This is a genomic window from Comamonas terrigena NBRC 13299, from assembly GCF_006740045.1.
Lineage (GTDB): Bacteria > Pseudomonadota > Gammaproteobacteria > Burkholderiales > Burkholderiaceae_C > Comamonas > Comamonas terrigena.
Map to the genome: position 1 here is coordinate 538,487 of NZ_AP019749.1, position 18,148 is coordinate 556,634.

At 66.7% G+C, this 18,148-nt stretch carries 15 protein-coding genes; 13 read left to right on the forward strand and 2 right to left on the reverse strand.

Translation table 11 applies throughout. The annotated features are described in order from the left end of the window. Positions 1-82: 82 nt before the first annotated feature. Positions 83-1,138 carry an AraC family transcriptional regulator gene (locus tag CT3_RS02495; protein ID WP_066539944.1) on the reverse strand — a complete coding sequence of 352 codons (1,056 nt, stop codon included), beginning with the start codon at positions 1,136-1,138 and terminating at the stop codon, positions 83-85. Positions 1,139-1,257: 119 nt separating this feature from the next. On the opposite strand from CT3_RS02495, the gene CT3_RS02500 reads away from it, so the two are divergent. Then, entirely contained in the window at positions 1,258-2,970 is a 1,713-nt protein-coding gene (locus CT3_RS02500) for an AMP-binding protein (protein ID WP_066539952.1), read from the forward strand. A 44-nt stretch (positions 2,971-3,014) separates the two neighbouring features. Here CT3_RS02500 and CT3_RS02505 read toward each other — a convergent pair whose 3' ends face one another. Further along, a complete protein-coding gene (locus CT3_RS02505) occupies positions 3,015-4,745 on the reverse strand; it encodes a Na+/H+ antiporter (protein ID WP_066539953.1) in 1,731 nt (576 codons plus the stop codon). Positions 4,746-4,837: 92 nt separating this feature from the next. On the opposite strand from CT3_RS02505, the gene CT3_RS02510 reads away from it, so the two are divergent. The 12 genes from CT3_RS02510 (at position 4,838) to CT3_RS02565 (ending at position 18,018) form a co-directional block, all read left to right on the forward strand. Continuing rightward, positions 4,838-6,445: a carboxyl transferase domain-containing protein gene (locus CT3_RS02510; protein ID WP_066539954.1), complete on the forward strand. Its 1,608-nt coding sequence runs from the start codon at positions 4,838-4,840 to the stop codon at positions 6,443-6,445. 13 nt (positions 6,446-6,458) lie between these two features. Further along, entirely contained in the window at positions 6,459-7,244 is a 786-nt protein-coding gene (locus CT3_RS02515) for an enoyl-CoA hydratase/isomerase family protein (protein ID WP_066539957.1), read from the forward strand. Positions 7,245-7,275: 31 nt separating this feature from the next. Beyond that, positions 7,276-8,049 carry a DUF4126 domain-containing protein gene (locus CT3_RS02520; protein ID WP_066539960.1) on the forward strand — a complete coding sequence of 258 codons (774 nt, stop codon included), beginning with the start codon at positions 7,276-7,278 and terminating at the stop codon, positions 8,047-8,049. A 77-nt stretch (positions 8,050-8,126) separates the two neighbouring features. Further along, positions 8,127-10,169, forward strand: a complete 2,043-nt coding sequence (locus CT3_RS02525; RefSeq protein WP_066539963.1) for an acetyl-CoA carboxylase biotin carboxylase subunit — start codon at positions 8,127-8,129, stop codon at positions 10,167-10,169. Positions 10,170-10,421: 252 nt separating this feature from the next. Continuing rightward, positions 10,422-11,342, forward strand: a complete 921-nt coding sequence (locus tag CT3_RS02530; protein WP_066539965.1) for a 2-hydroxyacid dehydrogenase — start codon at positions 10,422-10,424, stop codon at positions 11,340-11,342. A gap of 92 nt (positions 11,343-11,434) precedes the next feature. Further along, positions 11,435-13,057 carry a sulfatase-like hydrolase/transferase gene (locus CT3_RS02535; RefSeq protein WP_066539968.1) on the forward strand — a complete coding sequence of 541 codons (1,623 nt, stop codon included), beginning with the start codon at positions 11,435-11,437 and terminating at the stop codon, positions 13,055-13,057. Positions 13,058-13,139: 82 nt separating this feature from the next. Next, the gene (locus CT3_RS02540) at positions 13,140-14,072 is read left to right on the forward strand and encodes a hydroxymethylglutaryl-CoA lyase (protein WP_066539970.1); all 933 of its coding nucleotides are present in this window, start codon (positions 13,140-13,142) and stop codon (positions 14,070-14,072) included. Then, entirely contained in the window at positions 14,072-14,584 is a 513-nt protein-coding gene (locus CT3_RS02545) for a YbaK/EbsC family protein (protein ID WP_066539972.1), read from the forward strand. The genes CT3_RS02540 and CT3_RS02545 overlap by 1 nt, the downstream gene beginning before the upstream one ends. Further along, the gene (locus CT3_RS02550) at positions 14,581-14,844 is read left to right on the forward strand and encodes a DUF1289 domain-containing protein (RefSeq protein ID WP_083520567.1); all 264 of its coding nucleotides are present in this window, start codon (positions 14,581-14,583) and stop codon (positions 14,842-14,844) included. Before CT3_RS02545 ends, CT3_RS02550 begins: the two co-directional genes overlap by 4 nt. A gap of 35 nt (positions 14,845-14,879) precedes the next feature. Beyond that, positions 14,880-15,524, forward strand: a complete 645-nt coding sequence (locus tag CT3_RS02555; RefSeq protein ID WP_066539979.1) for a 2-hydroxychromene-2-carboxylate isomerase — start codon at positions 14,880-14,882, stop codon at positions 15,522-15,524. An 11-nt stretch (positions 15,525-15,535) separates the two neighbouring features. Further along, a complete protein-coding gene (locus CT3_RS02560; RefSeq protein ID WP_066539981.1) occupies positions 15,536-17,353 on the forward strand; it encodes a DUF294 nucleotidyltransferase-like domain-containing protein in 1,818 nt (605 codons plus the stop codon). Then, positions 17,350-18,018 (forward strand): 3'-5' exonuclease, encoded by a 669-nt coding sequence (locus tag CT3_RS02565; protein WP_370510807.1) that lies wholly within the window; start codon positions 17,350-17,352, stop codon positions 18,016-18,018. Before CT3_RS02560 ends, CT3_RS02565 begins: the two co-directional genes overlap by 4 nt. Positions 18,019-18,148: the final 130 nt, after the last annotated feature.

Consider the following 18,148-nt stretch of genomic DNA (forward strand, 5'->3'; position numbering starts at 1 on the left):
AAATCAGCCGGGCGCTGTCCAGGTGCCTTGCGACGGCGTGTCGCCGGTGTGCATGGCCGCAGCGCCGGCCTGCAAGCCGCTGCTAGTCCGCCACCCGGTGCAGCGCCCGGTATTCCGCCGGGCTGTGGCCGGTCCAGGCCTTGAAGGCGCGCAGAAAGCTTTTGTCGCTGGCAAAGCCGCAGGCCTGGGCGATGCGCTTGAGCGGGCGGTCGCTGCGCAGCAGCAAGGTGGTGGCACGGTCGAGGCGCACGCTGTCTTTCAGGGCCTGCAGGGTCTGGCCTTCGGTTTGCAGCTGGCGGTGCAGGCTGCGCGGTGACACCAGCAGGGCGCGGGCCAGGGTGTCGGCGGTGTGCAGCAGCTGGGTGTCGGCCACCAGCAGCTGGCGCACGCGGGCGCTCCACTGCTTTTCACGGCGGTAGGGCAGTACCTGGATGGGCAGGGCGCGTTGCAGCATCTGCTGTAGCGCGGTTTCGTCACGGGCCAGCGGCAGGTCCAGCAGGCGGGCTTCAAAGCGCAGGCTGGCCCAGGGGGCATCGAAAGTGACCGTGCCTGGGAACATCAGCGGGTAGGCATCGGCATGGGGTGGGGCCGCAAATGGGAAGCTGGCTTCCAGCAGCGGCAGGCGCGCGTCGATCAGCCAGCTGGCCACGCCGTGGGCGTTGCGCAGCAGCGAGACGGTGCAGAACTCCCGTACCGGGCCCAGATCGCGCCGCTCCTGCAGGCGCAGCTCGGCCAGTTCGCCGTGGCGCACCAGCTCCAGCGTGACATCGTCATTGAGCAGCCCGTGGTGGCGGCACCAGCGTGCCATGGCCAGGCCCAGCGTGGGGCTGCTGATGCTGGCGCGCGCCAGCATGCCGTAGCTGCCCCAGGGCAGTCGGCGGCCGAACCAGCCCAGGGCTTCGTCGTCCAGCTCGCGCATGGCGTGGGCACAGAGCAGCTCCATCTGCAGTGCGGTGATGCGGGCACGGGTCTTGGCCACCTGTTCTGGCGCAATTTGTGCCGCTTGCAGTGCGGCGATCGGGTCCAGGTCGCGTTTGGCATAGGCCCAGACCACGGCCTGCACAAAGGCCATGGGCGTGAGTGCAGGGGAGGCGTGCAGGGCGGAGGCGGTCTCGGGGACCAGGCTGGGCGTGTACATGGTGTGGCAATTATTGCAACCTTGCTGACGCCATCTGGGCGGGAGAGACCCGTATCCTGAACCCACCTATCGACATGGCAGCGCCACGCAGCGCCGCCGGCAGCAGGAGACACATTCCCATGGACGCCACCCTTTTGTCCACCAGCCATGCACGCGGTGCGACCGACCAGCCGCTGATCGAGCAGACCATTGGCGATTTCTTTGCGCAGATGGCTGCGCGCCAGCCCGGGCGCGAGGCCCTGGTCAGCCGCCACCAGGGCCTGCGCTATACCTATGCCGAGCTGCACCGCAGCGCCCGCCAGCTGGCCAGCGCGCTGCTGGGCCTGGGGCTGGCGCCGGGCGACCGCGTGGGAATCTGGAGCCACAACAACGCCGAATGGGTGCTGATGCAGCTGGCCACGGCGCAGGTAGGCATCATCCTGGTCAACATCAACCCGGCCTACCGCACGGCCGAGGTGGAATACGCGCTGAACAAGGTGGGCTGCAAGGCACTGGTGGCCATGCCGCAGTTCAAGACCAGCAATTACCTGGGCATGCTGCGCGAGCTGGCGCCCGAGCTGTCCGACCACACGCCCGGCCAGCTGGAGGCGGTGCGCCTGCCCACGCTGCGCACCGTGGTGTGGATCGATGTGGCGGACGAGGGCGATGACCAGCCCGGCATGGTGCGTTTTTCGGATCTGCTGGCCGAAGGCCATGCCGAGGATGCGCGCATCGACCAGATCGCGGCCACGCTGCAGAACACCGACCCCATCAACATCCAGTTCACCAGCGGCACCACGGGCTTCCCCAAGGGTGCGACGCTGACGCACCGCAACATCCTGAACAACGGTTTCTTCATAGGCGAATGCATGCGGCTCACGCCCGAAGATCGCCTCTGCATCCCCGTGCCGCTGTACCACTGCTTTGGCATGGTGCTGGGCAACCTGGCCTGCTTCACCCACGGCAGCTGCATCGTCTACCCGAACGACGGTTTTGATGCGCTGAGCGTGCTGGAGGCGGTGCAGGCCGAGCGCTGCACCGGCCTGCACGGCGTGCCCACGATGTTCATTGCCGAGCTGCAGCACCCGCAGTTTCAGACGTTCGACCTGTCCACGCTGCGCACCGGCATCATGGCCGGCTCGCCCTGTCCCATCGAGGTGATGAAGCGTGTGGTGCGCGACATGCATCTGTCCGAAATCACCATCGCCTACGGCATGACGGAAACCAGCCCGGTCAGCTGCCAGAGCGATGCCGGCACGCCGCTGGAAAAGCGCGTGGCCACGGTGGGCAAGGTGCAGCCGCACCTGGAAGTGAAGGTGATCGACCCCGACACCGGTGCCACGGTGGCGCCCGGCACATCGGGCGAGCTGTGCACCAAGGGGTATTCAGTGATGCACGGCTACTGGGGGGACGAGGCCAAGACGCGCGAAGCCATCGATGCCGAGGGCTGGATGCACACCGGCGACCTGGCCACCATGGACGCCGAGGGGTATGTGAACATCGTCGGCCGCATCAAGGACATGGTGATCCGCGGCGGCGAGAACATCTACCCGCGCGAGATCGAGGAATTCCTCTACCGCCATCCGAAAATTCAGGATGTGCAGGTGGTGGGCCTGCCCGACAGCCGCTACGGTGAGGAGCTGTGCGCCTGGATCATCGCCAAGCCCGGTGAAAGCCTGGACGAGGACGGGGTGCGCAGTTTCTGCCAGGGCCAGATCGCCCACTACAAGGTGCCGCGCTACATCCGCTTTGTGGACGCTTTCCCGATGACGGTGACCGGCAAGATCCAGAAGTTCCGCATCCGCGAAGAGATGGTGGAACAGCTGCAGCTGACCACGGATCGCACGGCATGAACTGCATGGCCCGTCGCACTCTTCCCGCCTGCGCGCCGTGGCGCTCAGTGCGCGCCGCCGGCGTGGGGCAGGGGCGGCAGGCCGGCGGCGCGGCGGGCCACCACCAGGCGTTTGCGCAGCGCCACTTCGGACATGTCCAGTTCGCTGACCATGGCACGCAGGGTTTCGTCGTTGATGCGGTGGGCCTGGCGTTCGGCGTACAGGGTGTCGCGCTCCACGTGAATGCAGTGCAGGCGCAGTTCCATCTCGCGCAGATAGCGCAGGCGGCGTTCATGGACCATTTCGGGGGTGTCGCGCTGGGCTTCGGTGGAAGTCGCCACGCCGCTGTCGTCCAGCAGGTGGATGCGGTTGCGGTATTCCTGGGTGATGCGCCCCACCACTTCCTGGTACTGGGCGATCCAGGCCTCGTCGTGCTTTTGCGCTTCTTCCTCGGTCATGGTCAGGCTGGCGATGGCCGCCTTGCAGGCGGCGGCGCGGGCACTGCGCTCCTCGTGCTGGGTCTCGGTGTCTTCGTGCGCGGGCATGCGGCGCAGCAGCAGCGGCAGGGCGATGCTGCCCAGGATCAGCGTGAACAGAATCACCCCGGTGGCCAGAAAGATCAGCAGATCGCGCGAGGGGAAGGGCAGGCCGCTGCGCATGTGGACCGGAATGGACAGGGCGGCTGCCAGCGTGACCGCACCACGGATGCCGGCCATGGTGGTGGCCAGATTCAACAGGTGGGAGGGCTTTTCCAGCATCTTGCCCTCCTGGTGGGCGCGGCGCAGTGCGCCGTGCACGCCCAGCGTGATCCACACCCAGCGCATCAGCAGCAGGGCAAAGGAAATCACCACCACATAGGCAACCAGCTGCCACCAGTCGTCACCGGCGTCCAGCAAGGTCACGCCGATGATGGACGGCAGCTGCAGGCCCAGCAGCAGGAAGATGGCACCGTTGAAGGCCGACTCCACCATGCTCCAGGTGCCCTCGGTCTGCAGGCGCTCGGAGATGAAGTTGCCACGGTCCAGGTCGGCAAAATTGGTGGCAATACCGGCAGCCACGGCAGCCAGAATGCCCGAGACCCCGATCTTTTCGCCCGCGAGGTAGGCCGCAAAGGGCAGCAGCACCAGCAGCAACACCATCTGCGTGGCGGCCAGATCGCCCACGCGGCGGGTGATGGCATCGCGCGCGGTGCTGAAACCCCAGCCCATCAGCGCGCCAATGCCCAGGCCACCAACAGCCATCCAGGTGAAGTCCTTGGCCACGGCGCCCCAGGAGAAGGCGCCGGTCAGCGTGGCGGCCACGGCGAATTTGACGGCCACCAGGCCGGACGCGTCGTTCAGCAGCGATTCGCCTTCGAGCATGTGCATGGTCTTGTGCGGCATGCCCAGGTTGCGCGTGATGGCCGACACGGCCACGGCGTCCGTGGGCGAGACCACGGCCGCCAGGGCAAAGGCCACGGTCAGCGGGATGGACGGAATCATCCAGTGGATGAAGTAGCCCAGGCCCAGCACCGTGAAGCACACCAGACCGAAGGCCAGCAGCAGGATGGGACGGGCCAGGGCAAAGAATTCGCGCTTGGGAATGCGCCAGCCGTCGGCAAACAGCAGCGGCGGAATGAACAGCAGCAGAAACAGTTCAGGATTGAAGCTGATGTGCAGCCCCTTCTGGGGCCAGGCAATCACGGCGCCCAGGGCAATCTGGATCAGAGGCAGCGGAATGGCGCGCATATAGCGTGCGGCAATGCCGGTGACGGCACCGAGCATCAGCACGAGCAAGACGGTTTCAACGGTGTGCATGGGGGCATTTTCTGTGAGAGCACCCGGCGCGCGCGTATCGGACAGAAGCAAAAACCATGGGAAAAGCTAGGGTAAACCCGTAAAGGCAGACGATGAACATTCTGGGGACACAACTTAACCCGCGTTCCGCGGATTTCCTGGCCAATGCCGCTGCGATGCAGACGGTGGTGGATGACCTGCGTGCGCGCTGCGAACAGGTGGCGCTGGGGGGCGGCGAGGCTGCCCGTGCCAAGCATGTGGCGCGCGGCAAGCTGCTGCCGCGCGAACGCGTGCAGCGCCTGCTGGATCCGGGAACGCCGTTTCTGGAGCTGGCGCCGCTGGCCGCCTTGAACATGTATGGCAACGATGCGCCGGGTGCCGGGCTGATTGCCGGCATCGGCCGCGTCAGCGGCGTGGACTGCATGGTGGTGTGCAACGATGCCACGGTCAAAGGCGGCACCTACTACCCCATCACGGTCAAGAAGCACCTGCGCGCCCAGGAAATCGCCGCGCAGAACCATCTGCCGTGCATTTACCTGGTCGACTCCGGTGGTGCCAACCTGCCGAATCAGGACGATGTGTTTCCGGACCGCGAACACTTCGGCCGCATCTTCTTCAACCAGGCCAATATGAGCGCCCAGGGCATTTCCCAGATCGCGGTGGTCATGGGCAGCTGCACGGCCGGCGGCGCCTATGTGCCGGCCATGAGCGATGAGTCCATCATCGTCAAGAACCAGGGCACGATCTTTCTGGGCGGCCCGCCCCTGGTGAAGGCGGCCACCGGCGAGGTGGTCAGCGCCGAAGACCTGGGCGGCGGCGATGTGCATACGCGCCTGTCCGGCGTGGCCGACCATCTGGCGCAGAACGATATGCATGCGCTGGCGCTGGCCCGCCAGGCGGTGGCGAATCTGAACAAGAACAAGGCGCCAGCGCAGGGAGACAGCACGCCGGCGGCGCCGCTGTTTGATGCCCGGGAGCTGTATGGTGTGATTCCGGTGGATACGCGCAAGCCATTCGATGTGCGCGAAATCATTGCCCGCATCGTGGACGGCAGCCAGTTCGACGAGTTCAAGGCCCGCTTCGGCAGCACGCTGGTCTGTGGTTTTGCCCGCATCGAAGGCATGCAGGTGGGCATCATTGCCAACAACGGCATTCTGTTCAGCGAGTCGGCCGTCAAGGGGGCGCACTTCATCGAGCTGTGCTGCCAGCGCAAGATTCCGCTGGTGTTTCTGCAGAACATCACCGGCTTCATGGTGGGCCGCAAGTACGAGAACGAAGGCATTGCCCGCCACGGTGCCAAGCTGGTCACGGCCGTGGCCACGGCCGCGGTGCCCAAGTTCACCATCATCATTGGCGGCAGCTTTGGCGCCGGCAACTACGGCATGTGCGGCCGCGCCTTCAGCCCGCGTTTCCTGTGGATGTGGCCCAACGCCCGCATCTCGGTGATGGGCGGCGAGCAGGCGGCCAGCGTGCTGGCCACCGTCAAGCGCGACGGCATCGAAGCCAAGGGCGGCAGCTGGAGCGCGCAGGAGGAAGAGGCCTTCAAGTCCCCAATCCGCCAGCAGTACGAAGACCAGGGCCACCCCTACTACGCCACGGCCCGCCTGTGGGACGATGGCGTGATCGATCCGGCGGATACCCGGCGCGTGCTGGCGCTGGGCCTGTCGGCCAGCCGCAATGCACCGATCGAGGACACGCAGTTCGGCGTGTTCCGCATGTGAAAGGGAGGATGCCATGACCCACCGTTATCTGACCCTGACCGTCAACGCCGGCGTGGCCACCGTCACGCTGACACAGCCGGAAATCCGCAACGCCTTCAGTGACGAGGTGATTCTGGAAATCACCGAAGCCTTCCGCGTGGCGGGCGAGCGCCCGGATGTGCGCGCCATCGTGCTGGCGGCGGAAGGCACGGCGTTCTGTGCCGGCGCCAACCTGAACTGGATGCGCCGCATGGCTGACTACGACCGTGCCGAGAACCTGCAGGATGCGGGCGCTCTGGCCGAGATGCTGCGCACCATCTACCACTGCCCCAAGCCCACCATTGCCCGCGTGCAGGGCGATGTCTATGCCGGCGGCATGGGCCTGGTGGCGGCCTGCGACATGGCGGTGGCGGCAGAGAACGCCGGCTTCTGCCTGAGCGAGGTGAAGATCGGCCTGGTGCCCGGCACCATCGCCCCCTATGTGCTGCGTGCCATGGGCGCGCGTGCCGGCCACCGCTACTTTCTGACCGGCGAGCGCTTTGATGCGGCCGAAGCCCTGCGCATCGGCTTTGTGCACCAGGTGGTGGCGGCCGAACAGCTGGACGACGCCGTGGACAGCCTGCTCAAGGCGTTGCTGGTGGCCGGGCCGGACGCGGTGCGTACCTGCAAGAAACTGGTGCTGGATGTGGCCGAGCGGGAAATCAACGCCCAACTGATCGCTTCCACCGTCGAGGTGATTGCCGATATCCGCGCCAGCGAGGAAGGCAAGGAAGGCGTGCAGGCCTTCCTCAGCAAGCGCAAGCCGTCCTGGCTATCGTGAGAGGTCTCTGACTTCCTGAAAGCGTACGGCCATGACCGAGTACTGGAACGCCTTCCTCCAATGGCTGCACCGCGTGGGCCTGCACCCCGACCGCGAGGCGGTGGAGCAGGCGGCACGGCAGGCCGGCGATGCCATGGCATCGGCCGGCGGCGCGGTGGCGGACACGGCGGGCAAGGCCTTGAGCGGCATGGACATGGCCAGCCTGCTGGCCCTGGCCGCCGCACTGGGCTGGGCCAGCGGTTTCAGGCTCTACATCGTGGTGTTCCTGGTGGGGCTGCTGGGCGCCACCGGCCTGGTGGTGCTGCCCGGCGGCCTGCATGTGCTGGAACACCCGGCCCTGCTGTTTGCCAGTGGCAGCATGCTGTGTGTGGAGTTTCTGGCCGACAAGATTCCCGGCGTGGATTCGCTGTGGGACTTGCTGCAAAGCGTGCTGCGCGTGCCCGCCGGGGCGGCCCTGGCTGCCGGCGTGTTCGGTGCCGACAACGCCACCATGGCCACGGTGGCCGCACTGATGGGCGGCACGCTGGCGGCCACCAGCCAGGCTGCGAAGACCAGCACCCGTGCGCTGATCAACACCAGCCCGGAGCCGTTTTCGAATGTGGGTGCCAGCCTGGTGGAGGACACCACGGCCGTCGGCGCCATCTGGCTGGCGCTGGCCCATCCGCTGGTGTTCGGCGTGGCGCTGGTGGTGGTGGTGATTGCCATGTGGGTGGTGACCTGGATGCTGTGGCGCTTTGTGCGCGGTGCGGTCCGCCGCCTGCGTGGCTGGTTCGGTGCCGAGGCGGACGCACTGCCAAAGACCTAGAGATCTAAAGACTGGGCGGCTTGTGCACTTGCAACGGACACAAGCGCCTGAGAAGACCCAAAAATCCTGGAGACAATATGTTCACAAAGATCCTGATTGCCAACCGCGGTGAAATTGCCTGCCGCGTGGCGGCCACTGCCCGCCGCATGGGCGTGCGCACCGTGGCCGTGTACTCGGATGCGGACGCGAACGCCAAGCATGTGGCGGCCTGTGACGAGGCCGTGCACATCGGCGGCAGTGCGCCCAAGGACAGCTATCTGCGCTGGGAGCGCATTCTGGAGGCGGCCAGGCAGACAGGGGCTGAGGCCATCCACCCCGGCTACGGCTTTCTCTCGGAGAACGAAGACTTTGCCAATGCCTGCGCGGCCGCGGGCCTGGTCTTCATTGGCCCACCCGCCAGTGCCATCCGTGCCATGGGCCTGAAGGCCGAGTCCAAGCAGCTGATGGAAAAGGCCCAGGTGCCGCTGGTGCCTGGCTACCACGGCGCCGGGCAAGATCCCTCCATGCTGCACCAGGAAGCGGACCGTATCGGCTACCCGGTGCTGATCAAGGCCAGCGCCGGCGGCGGCGGCAAGGGCATGCGCCTGGTGGAAAAAAGCCAGGACTTTGCCGCTGCGCTGGAGTCGTGCAAGCGCGAGGCCATCAACAGCTTTGGCAACGATGCTGTGCTGATCGAGAAATACGTGCTGCGCCCCCGCCATATCGAGATCCAGGTGTTTGGCGACACGCACGGCAACTGCGTCTACCTGTTCGAGCGCGATTGCTCTGTGCAGCGCCGCCACCAGAAGGTGCTGGAAGAAGCACCCGCCCCCGGCATGACCGAGGCGCTGCGCAAGAAGATGGGCGAAGCCGCCGTGGCCGCCGCCAAGGCCGTGAACTATGTGGGTGCGGGCACAGTCGAGTTCATCGTCGAACAGCCCGGCGGCTATGACCAGCCCGACGCCATGCAGTTCTACTTCATGGAAATGAACACCCGCCTGCAGGTGGAGCATCCGGTGACGGAGGCCATCACGGGCGAAGACCTGGTGGCCTGGCAGTTGCTGGTGGCGGCAGGGCAGCCGCTGCCCAAGCCGCAAAGCGCGCTGAAGATCATCGGCCATGCCATCGAGGCGCGGATCTGTGCCGAAAACCCCGAGAACAACTTCCTGCCCGCCACCGGCAGCCTGAACGTCTACCGCAAGCCGGATTGCACCAGTTTTGCCATCGGCGATGTGCGCGTGGACGACGGCGTGCGAGAAGGCGATGCCATCAGCCCCTTCTACGACAGCATGATCGCCAAGCTGATCGTGCATGGCGACGACCGTGCCCAGGCGCTGGCACGGCTGGATGCGGCCTTGCAGCAAACGCATATCGTGGGCCTGGCCACCAATGTGCAGTTCCTGCGGCAGGTGGTGAAGAGCAAGGCCTTTGCCACGGCCAAGCTGGATACGGCGCTGATCGAGCGGGAGCGTGCCGTGCTGTTCGGCCAGGATGCCGTGGGCCGCCAGCTGGCGATTGCCGCTGCCGTGGCCGCCACGCTGGAGCAGGAGAAAACCACCCAGACGGCCGACCCCTTCAGCCAGCGCGACGGCTGGAGCATGTATGGCCGCTCGCAGCGCTACTTCCAGTTTGCCTACCAGGGCGTGGAGCTGGCAGCCACACTGGCCTACGCCCAAGGCGGTGCCCCGGCGCAGCTGAGCGTGACCGAAGTGGGCGCGCAGGCCGCTGGCGAAGCCCAGACACTGCAATGGCGCGCTCTGGGTGCTGGTGGGCTGGATCTGCAGCTGGGTGCGCAGCGCTGCAGCGTGCAGGTCTATGTGCAGGGCGAAGCGGTGACCGTGTTCACCCCGGCCGGCAGCGCCCAGCTGACCGAAGTCGATCTGCTGGCCCATGCCGGTGACAGCGGCACCGAAGGAGGCCGCCTGACGGCGCCCATGCCCGGCAAGGTGGTGTCGTTTGCGGTGCAGGCCGGCGACAGCGTGACCAAGGGCCAGCCGCTGGCGGTGATGGAGGCCATGAAGATGGAGCACACCATTGCGGCACCGGCCGATGGCGTGGTGCAGGAGCTGCTGTACGCACCGGGCGACCAGGTGGCGGAAGGGGCGGAGCTGATCCGCATCACCAGCGCCGTGGCGGCCTGAATGGCGGAGGGCGCGGCTTTGCGGGCGGTTCCCGGCGCCACCGGGGGCGGTGTGCAGGGGCGCGCCAGGGGCCACATGGCAAGCGGTGATGGCCGCCATCGAAAAGTGCGCGCCCTGTGCTGAGAATCGAAGGATGCGGCCAGGATCTGTTGGCGGCCCAGTCTTCATGGGCCCATGCAGCTCCTTTTTTTGCCAAGGGATTGCGCTGCCGATGACAGCGTCCCCCCACCAACCCGGTTACGCTTGCGCGCCATGAGAGTCACTTTTTGTTGTACGGGCACCAAGGCCGAACCTTGGCTGGAGGGCTTGCGCGCCGCGCTGCCGGATGCAGACATCAGCGTGTGGGCGCCGGGTGCCCCCCAGGCGGACTACGCCGTGGTGTGGGCGCCGCCCCAGCAGTTCATGGACGAGCAGCCGGGATTGAAGGCGCTGTTCAATATTGGCGCCGGTGTGGATGCGCTGATGAAGCTGAGGCTGCCGGCCAATGCCCAGGTAGTGCGACTGGACGATGCCGGCATGTCGGTGCAGATGGCCGAATATGTGACGCAGGCGGTGATCCGCCATTTCCGCGAGCTGGATGGCTATGAGGCCGATATGCGCGCCGGGAAATGGGCTTTCCGCAAGCCGCGCACGCGCGAGGACTTCACCGTGGGCGTCATGGGCCTGGGCGTGCTGGGTGAGCGCGTGGCCAAGGCGCTGACGGTGTTCGAGTTCCCGGTGCTGGGCTGGAGCCGTTCGCCCAAGGCGGTGGACGGTGTGCGCACGCTGCATGGCAGCGATGGCTTTACGGAGTTTCTGTCGCAGACCAGGGTGCTGATCAATCTGCTGCCGCTGACGCCCGAGACCGAGAACATTCTGAACCGCGAGAATCTGGGCCGGTTGCAAGCCGGCGCCTATGTGATCAACGTGGCGCGTGGCGGGCACCTGGTGGAGGACGATCTGCTGGCGCTGCTGGCCGAAGGCCAGATCGCCGGGGCCACGCTGGATGTGTTCCGCCAGGAGCCTCTGCCCGCCGGCCATCCGTTCTGGTCCGAGCCGCGCATCACCATGACGCCCCACACCTCTGCCCGTACGCTGCGCGATGAAAGCATTGCCCAGATCGTCGGCAAGGTGGTGGACCTGAGCCAGGGCAAACCCGTCAAGGGCATGGTCGATCCGCAGCGCGGGTATTGACCCGATGACCCGATGAGGGGGATGGAGGGCGGGATCGCAGAGCGGGCCCAAGTGGGCAACAATGCGGCCCGTTGTGAAGCTGGAATCCTGGAATGAACATGCGTCCCCATGCCACTTTGGCTCCCCTGAATGCCCGCCACTCCGCCTCCCGAGGGGGCGGCTGGGTGACGGCGCTGGCCTGGCTGTGGCTGTTCCTGCCGCTGGTGTGGATGTGGCCCTCCTCGCGCACCCTGGGGGATGTGGCGCTGTCGGCCCTGCTGTGGTGCGGCTGCCTGCTGTGGCGCCCCTTGACCCGCGTTGCGGCATGGGTGCTGGTGCTGGTGGGGGCCTGCTATCTGGGCTATTTCTACGCCGTGCGTTCAGCGCCGGACGAGTTCTTCTGGTATTCGGTGCTGGGTGCCTCCACCACGGAGGCCTGGGAGTACGCCAGCTCCTACCGGCTGCAGGATCTGGCGAGTCTGCTGTGCTGGTTGCTTCCTGCCGTGGCCGCGGCCGTGCACCTGTGGCGCCGCGCGCCGCTGCTGACGGGGCGGTTGCTGCGGGGTGTGGGCTGGGCGAGCTGGCTGGTGTGGGGCGTGCTGGCAACCACCGGGGTGGCCAAGGGCTATGGCCTGGAGGGCACGCTGCGCCGTGTGGACCGGGTGTACCCCATGACCCTGGGCGAATCGTACGCGCGGTACGCCCACGCCGCGGAATCGATCTACCGCATTCCGCCCATGGCCCCTCCCGCCGCTGCGCCCATGGCCGATGTGGTGGTGATGGTGATTGGCGAAAGCGCTAGCGCCCAGCGCTGGTCCCTGCTGGGCTACCAGGGCAACGATACCAATGCAGCGCTGCGCCCCTGGCGTGACGGGCTGGTGACCTTGCCGGTGACGGCCAATGGCAACAACACCGGCAAGACGGTGCCGGTCTTGTTGACCGGGCAGCGCATGGCCGAGATGCCGGAGTCCGGGGTGGTGACCGTGCTGGACCAAGGTCGGTCTGCCGGCTTCCGCGTGGAGACGCTGAGCAACCAGAGTGCTTCGGGCATGTCGCTGAGTTTTGCGCACGCGGCATTCCGCCAGCGTTCCGACCGGTTTGTGAACCTGCAGGATGGCCTGCAGGACGGGGCGTTGACGGAGCTGCTGGCCAGCAGCCTGCAGCAACAGGCGGCGGGGCAACCTGCGCTGATCACGCTGCACATGTATGGCAGCCACCCGCGGGTCAACAAGCGCTACCCTCCGGAATTTGCGAAGTGGGAAGACCCCTACGACAACAGCATTGCCTATTCCAGCAGCCTGCTGGCCGACTGGATTTCCCGGCTGGACGCCCTTCCCGGGGTGCGCGCCGCGCTGGTGTATGTGTCGGACCATGGGCAGAATTTCCCGCAATGCGGCGGTTCCTACACCCATGGCAGCACCCGCAGCGCGTATGAAGTCCCGTTGCTGGTCTGGGGGAATGCCGCCCTGCGTCAGCAGCAGCCGCAGTGGTGGGGACAATTGCAGAAGGTGGCCGCCCATGCCGTGGCCCCTGACGGCAGTCTGCGCCAGACCAATCTGCTCTACACGGGCGTGGTCCAGGATCTGCTGGGCTACCAGGTGCATGCGGTGGACAAGGGAACGGCCAGCCACGTCAGCCCGGCGGGTGACGGCCCCTACCCACCCACGGCAGCGCACAACGGCTGCGACGACTGGTTTGCCCAGGTGGCGCAGCAGCATCCCGCTGCCACGCCCTAGCCGCTGCAGCGGATACCGCCACGATGACGCCCCCACCCGCTTGCGCATCGCCCGACGATGTGAATCTGAACAGGAGACAGCCATGACAAGTTATCCCCAACGCGTGAAATTGGTCGACGTCGGCCCCCGCGACGGTCTGCAGAACGAGAAGCAGCCTGTGCCGGCCGCCGTCAAGGTGGAGCTGGTGCACCGTTTGCAGAATGCGGGTCTGACCGAGATCGAGGTCACCAGCTTTGTATCGCCCAAATGGGTGCCGCAGATGGCGGACAACGCCGAGGTGATGGCCGCCATCGCGCGCAAGCCCGGGGTGCGCTATTCGGTGCTGACGCCCAACCTGAAAGGCTACGAGGCGGCCGTGTTGTCCAGGCCCGACGAGATCGTGGTGTTTGGTGCGGCCAGCGAGGCGTTCAGCCAGAAGAACATCAACTGCTCCATTGCCGAGAGCATCGAGCGCTTTGCGCCCGTGGTGGAAGCGGCCCGTGCCGCCGGCATCTACGTGCGCGGTGCGATGAGTTGCACCGTGGGCTGCCCCTATGAGGGCGAGGTGGCGCCGGAGCGCGTGGCCTATCTGGCCGGGCTGATGAGGGGCATCGGCGTGCAGCATATCGGTGTGGCGGACACGATCGGGGTGGGCACGCCGGTCAAGGTGCGCAAGGCCATTGAGGCCACCTTGCAGCATTTCGACATCAACGATGTGTCGGGCCATTTCCACGATACCTACGGCCAGGCGCTGTCCAACACGCTGGCCGCACTGGCCATGGGCGTGTGGCAGTACGACACCTCGGTGGCCGGTCTGGGCGGCTGCCCCTACGCCAAGGGGGCGACGGGCAATGTGGCGACCGAAGACGTGGTCTACATGCTGCATGGCATGGGCATCGACACGGGCATCGATCTGGACCAGCTGATCGATGCCGGTGCGTTCATCAGCGAACACCTGGGTCGCCCCACGCAGTCGCGGGTGGCCAAGGCCGTGCTGGCCAAACGCGCGAGCAGCGCGGTCTGCGAGGCCGTGTGATGTGTGGATCGGAATTGCATAGCCTGCCGGAAGGCGTGCAGCGCGTGGCGCGCTATCTGCAGCAGGCCGGTCATGCCCATGGGCCGCAGATGCTGGATGGTGCGGCCCGGACCTCGCAGGAAGCAGCGGACCAGCTGGAAATTGCCGTGGGACAGGTGGCGAAGAGCGTGGTCTTCAAGCGCAAGGAAGATGGCGTCCATGTGCTGGTGGTGGCGGCCGGTGACCGCCGCGTGGACGAGAAGAAGCTGGCGGCCCTGGTGGGCAAGGTGGGGCGCGCCGATGCCGACTATGTGAAGGCGCGCACCGGCTTTGCCATTGGCGGCGTGAGCCCGGTGGCGCATCTGCAGCCGCCGGTGACCGTGATCGACGCCAGCCTGGCGCGCTTTGAGGTGTTGTGGGCGGCGGCTGGGCATCCGCATGCGGTGTTTCCGCTGGACATGGTGGCGCTGCAGCAACTGACCGGTGCGCCGGTGGTGGATGTGGTGGAGTTGCCGGCCGGGGAGGGTGCATGAGCTGTCCTTTGCCACCCGATGCCTTGCTGGACAAGGCCCGCACCGTGCTGGGCCAGGGCCTGCTGGACGCCCATGCCGTGGAGGCACCGCCTTCGCCCTGCATCTCGGTCTGCCGCATGGATGACGACCGCAGCCACTGCGTCGGCTGCCTGCGCACCTTGGATGAATTGCGCCAGTGGGGCAAGTCCGACGCCGCCACACAGCGCCAGATCTGGGGCGCCGTGCTGCAGCGTTGCGGTATGGCACAGCCCACGTTGTGAGCCGAATAACGCCCTAGCGGCACAGGGAGGCGCAGATGCGCGATATCACGTTCTATCTGGATTTTGTGTCGCCCTATGCCTGGCTGGCGTTCGCCCAGTTGCCTGCGCAGCTGGAGGGCATCAGCTGCCATGTGCGCTACCGCCCGGTGCTGCTGGGCGCCTTGTTGAAGCAGCACGCCAACCCCGGGCCTGCCGGTATTCCTCCGAAGCGGGCATGGACCTACCGCCATGCCGAGTGGCTGGGCCATGCGCAAGGCACGACGCTGCAGATGCCGCAGCGCCACCCTTTCAACCCGCTGCCCCTGCTGCGTCTGGCGCTGGAGTGCAGCGAGGACGGCTGCATCAACCGCTTCACGGCGGACGCGTTGTTCCGCCATGTGTGGGAAGGCGGGGGCGACGCGCTGGGGGCGGAGCGCATCGCCGCCTTGCGTGAGCGTCTGGCGGCGCAGCTGCGCACCGATGCGCAGGCCGCAGAGCGCGCCAAGGGCTTGCTGCGCACCAATACCGAGGAGGCCGCAGCCGCGGGCGTGTTCGGCGTTCCCACAGTGAGCGTGGACGGCCACACCTTCTTCGGGGTGGATGGCCTGCCCATGCTGCGGGACTATCTGCAGGGCGGAGACTGGTTCACCCAAGGCCGCTGGGAGGCGGCTGCAAGCGTGGAGCAAGGCTTGCAGGCTTGAATGCCTGCGCTATGCCCAATGCCTTCAATTTCGCCGTTTCCCCGTTCGATTGTCTGACGCCTGACGAGCAGGCCCTGGTCTGCAGCGGTGTCGACATCGCCTACTTTCCGGAAGGGGCCGTGGTGCTGGACCGGGGCATGGCGCCGACCCACCTGTTTGTCATCATCAAGGGCCATGTGGAGCAGACCGAGGGCGAGCAGTTGCTGGCCTCCTACGGGCCCGAAGACTGCTTCGATGGCCGGGCCCTCGTGGCGGGGCGTGCCAGCAGCCGTTTTGTGGTGGTCGAAGAGCTGGTGGCCTACCAGCTGGCGCACGAGACCGTCAACGAGCTGATTGCGCGCAACACGGCGTTCGGTGCGCTGCTGTTTGCCGATCTAGGCCACAAGCTGGGGACCCTGGCCCAGCGCGCCGACCAGCATGAGCGGCAGTCCCTGACCCTGATGCGGGTGGAGCAGGCCTTTGTGCGCCCCGCCCATGTGGTGGATGCGGCCACCGACATCGTCAGCGTGACCCGGCTGTTCCAGGAACAGCGCACCACCAGCGTGCTGGTGTCCGGGCTGCCGCAGGGCATCGGCATTTTTTCCAACACCACCTTGCAGCGCGCCATCCTCGACGGGCGCCCCCTGGCGCAGCTGGCGGTGGGCGAGTTCGCCAGCAGTCCGGTGATCAGCGTACGGGCCAGCGACCAGCTGGGGGATGCCATGGCACTGCTGCTGCGCGCCCGCGTGCACCGGCTGGCGGTGCTGGACGGGGACGGCCAGGTGTGCGGGATGCTGGAGGCGCTGGACCTGTTCAGCTTTCTGGCCAACCATTCCCACCTGATCCTGGTGCAGATCGAGCAGGCGGGCGACCTGCAGGCGCTGGAGCACCCGGCCGCACAGATCACCCAACTGCTGTCGGCACTGCACCGCGGCGGCACACGCATCGCGCTGATGGCCCAACTGGTGCAGCAGCTCAATGCCCGGCTGTTCGAGCGCGCCTGGCAGATGCTGGCACCGGCCGATCTGGTGGCCAACAGCTGCCTGTTCGTGATGGGCAGTGAAGGGCGCGGCGAGCAGTTGCTCAAGACCGACCAGGACAACGGGCTATTGCTGCGCGATGGATACACGCCACCGGCCGATCTGGACGCCATCTGCCATGCCTTTTCGGCGGTGCTGCAGCGTTTCGGCTACCCGGAATGCCCCGGGCACATCATGCTGAATAACCCGGAATGGCGCGGCAGCGTCAGCGACTTTGGCCAGCGTGCCAGGGAATGGCTGCTGATGCCCAGTGCCGACAGCCTGATGCGGCTGGCCATTTTTCTGGACGCCCATGCCGTGGCCGGTGATGCCGCGCTGCTGGCCGGGGTGCGCCAGCAGCTGCAGAGTCTGGCCACGGACAACGATGCCCTGATTGCCCGCTTTGCGTCGGTGATCGACAGCTTTGGCGAATCCGGCGGCTGGTGGAACCGCTTGCTGGGCCGCAGCGATGCATTCAGCAGCGTGCATCTGAAGAAAGCAGGCATCTTTCCGCTGGTCCATGGCGTGCGCAGTCTGGCGCTGGCGCGGCATGTGGACACCACCAGCACGGTGGACCGCATCGAAGCACTGGTCGCCGATGGCACCCTGGATGCCCCGCTGGGGCGAGAGATGCGGGAGTCCTTGCACCTGCTGATGGGCTTGCGGCTGCAGGCAGGTCTGTCCGAGATCGAGCGCCACCGGCCGGTGACGGGGGAGGTGGACCCTTCCACCCTCAGCAGCCTGGAGCGGGATCTGCTCAAGGATGCCCTGGCGGTGGTGCGGCGTTTCCGCACGCTGCTGCAACAGCGTTTGCGTCTGGATGCGCTGTGAGTACGCGTCCGTACCCGTGGCACCCGCTGCGCCACTGGCTGGAGGGCTGGCGCCGCCAGCGGCTGCTGCGCCAGCTGGCCGATCCGGCCCTGGCCTTTGTGCTGGACCCGGCGCCGCCGGACGAGTGGGTGTCGCTGGACTGCGAGACCACCGGGCTGGATGTGCGCCGGGACCACATTGTGTCCATCGGCGCCGTGCGCATCCAGGGGCAGCGCATTCTGACCAGCCAGCGGCTGGAGCTGCTGGTGCGCCCGCCCCATGGTGTCAGTGCCGACAGCGTGCGCATCCACCAGCTGCGTGAGCGGGATCTGGCCCAGGGCCTGCCCGTTCAGGATGCGGTGTTGCAGCTGCTGCATTTCATCGGCAGCCGGCCCTTGGTGGGCTACTACCTGGAGTTCGATCTGGCGATGATCAACCGGGTGCTGCGGCCCTTGCTGGGTATTGCGCTGCCGCAGCCACGGAACGAAGTTTCCGCGCTCTACTACGACCACAAATTCCGGCAACTGCCACCCCACCGGCAGCAGTCGCCGGAGATTGATCTGCGCTTTGACACGCTGATGCGAGACCTCGGCCTGCCGCAAAGCCGCGCGCACGATGCCGTGAACGATGCGGTGATGGCCGCACTGGCCTTCATCAAACTGCGCCAGCTGCAGGGCGCGCGGTGAGAGCGGTGCGGTGACAAGCGCCGCGGAACACAAGGGCACGCGGGGCCACAGGCCATGGGCATGAAAAAAGCCGGGTTCTCGAACCCGGCTTTTGCATGGCGCCAGCGCGGCAGCCGCCGCGCTGCGAGGG

Bases quoted from the DNA above. Each gene is read 5' to 3' on its own strand.
- CT3_RS02500 (WP_066539952.1), top strand. From the start codon at position 1,258: ATGGACGCCACCCTTTTGTCCACCAGCCATGCACGCGGTGCGACCGAC.
- CT3_RS02545 (WP_066539972.1), top strand. From the start codon at position 14,072: ATGTGTGGATCGGAATTGCATAGCCTGCCGGAAGGCGTGCAGCGCGTG.
- CT3_RS02520 (WP_066539960.1), top strand. From the start codon at position 7,276: ATGACCGAGTACTGGAACGCCTTCCTCCAATGGCTGCACCGCGTGGGC.
- CT3_RS02550 (WP_083520567.1), top strand. From the start codon at position 14,581: ATGAGCTGTCCTTTGCCACCCGATGCCTTGCTGGACAAGGCCCGCACC.
- CT3_RS02535 (WP_066539968.1), top strand. From the start codon at position 11,435: ATGAACATGCGTCCCCATGCCACTTTGGCTCCCCTGAATGCCCGCCAC.
- CT3_RS02560 (WP_066539981.1), top strand. From the start codon at position 15,536: ATGCCCAATGCCTTCAATTTCGCCGTTTCCCCGTTCGATTGTCTGACG.
- CT3_RS02505 (WP_066539953.1), bottom strand. From the start codon at position 4,745: ATGCACACCGTTGAAACCGTCTTGCTCGTGCTGATGCTCGGTGCCGTC.
- CT3_RS02525 (WP_066539963.1), top strand. From the start codon at position 8,127: ATGTTCACAAAGATCCTGATTGCCAACCGCGGTGAAATTGCCTGCCGC.
- CT3_RS02515 (WP_066539957.1), top strand. From the start codon at position 6,459: ATGACCCACCGTTATCTGACCCTGACCGTCAACGCCGGCGTGGCCACC.
- CT3_RS02540 (WP_066539970.1), top strand. From the start codon at position 13,140: ATGACAAGTTATCCCCAACGCGTGAAATTGGTCGACGTCGGCCCCCGC.
- CT3_RS02510 (WP_066539954.1), top strand. From the start codon at position 4,838: ATGAACATTCTGGGGACACAACTTAACCCGCGTTCCGCGGATTTCCTG.
- CT3_RS02530 (WP_066539965.1), top strand. From the start codon at position 10,422: ATGAGAGTCACTTTTTGTTGTACGGGCACCAAGGCCGAACCTTGGCTG.
- CT3_RS02495 (WP_066539944.1), bottom strand. From the start codon at position 1,138: ATGTACACGCCCAGCCTGGTCCCCGAGACCGCCTCCGCCCTGCACGCC.
- CT3_RS02555 (WP_066539979.1), top strand. From the start codon at position 14,880: ATGCGCGATATCACGTTCTATCTGGATTTTGTGTCGCCCTATGCCTGG.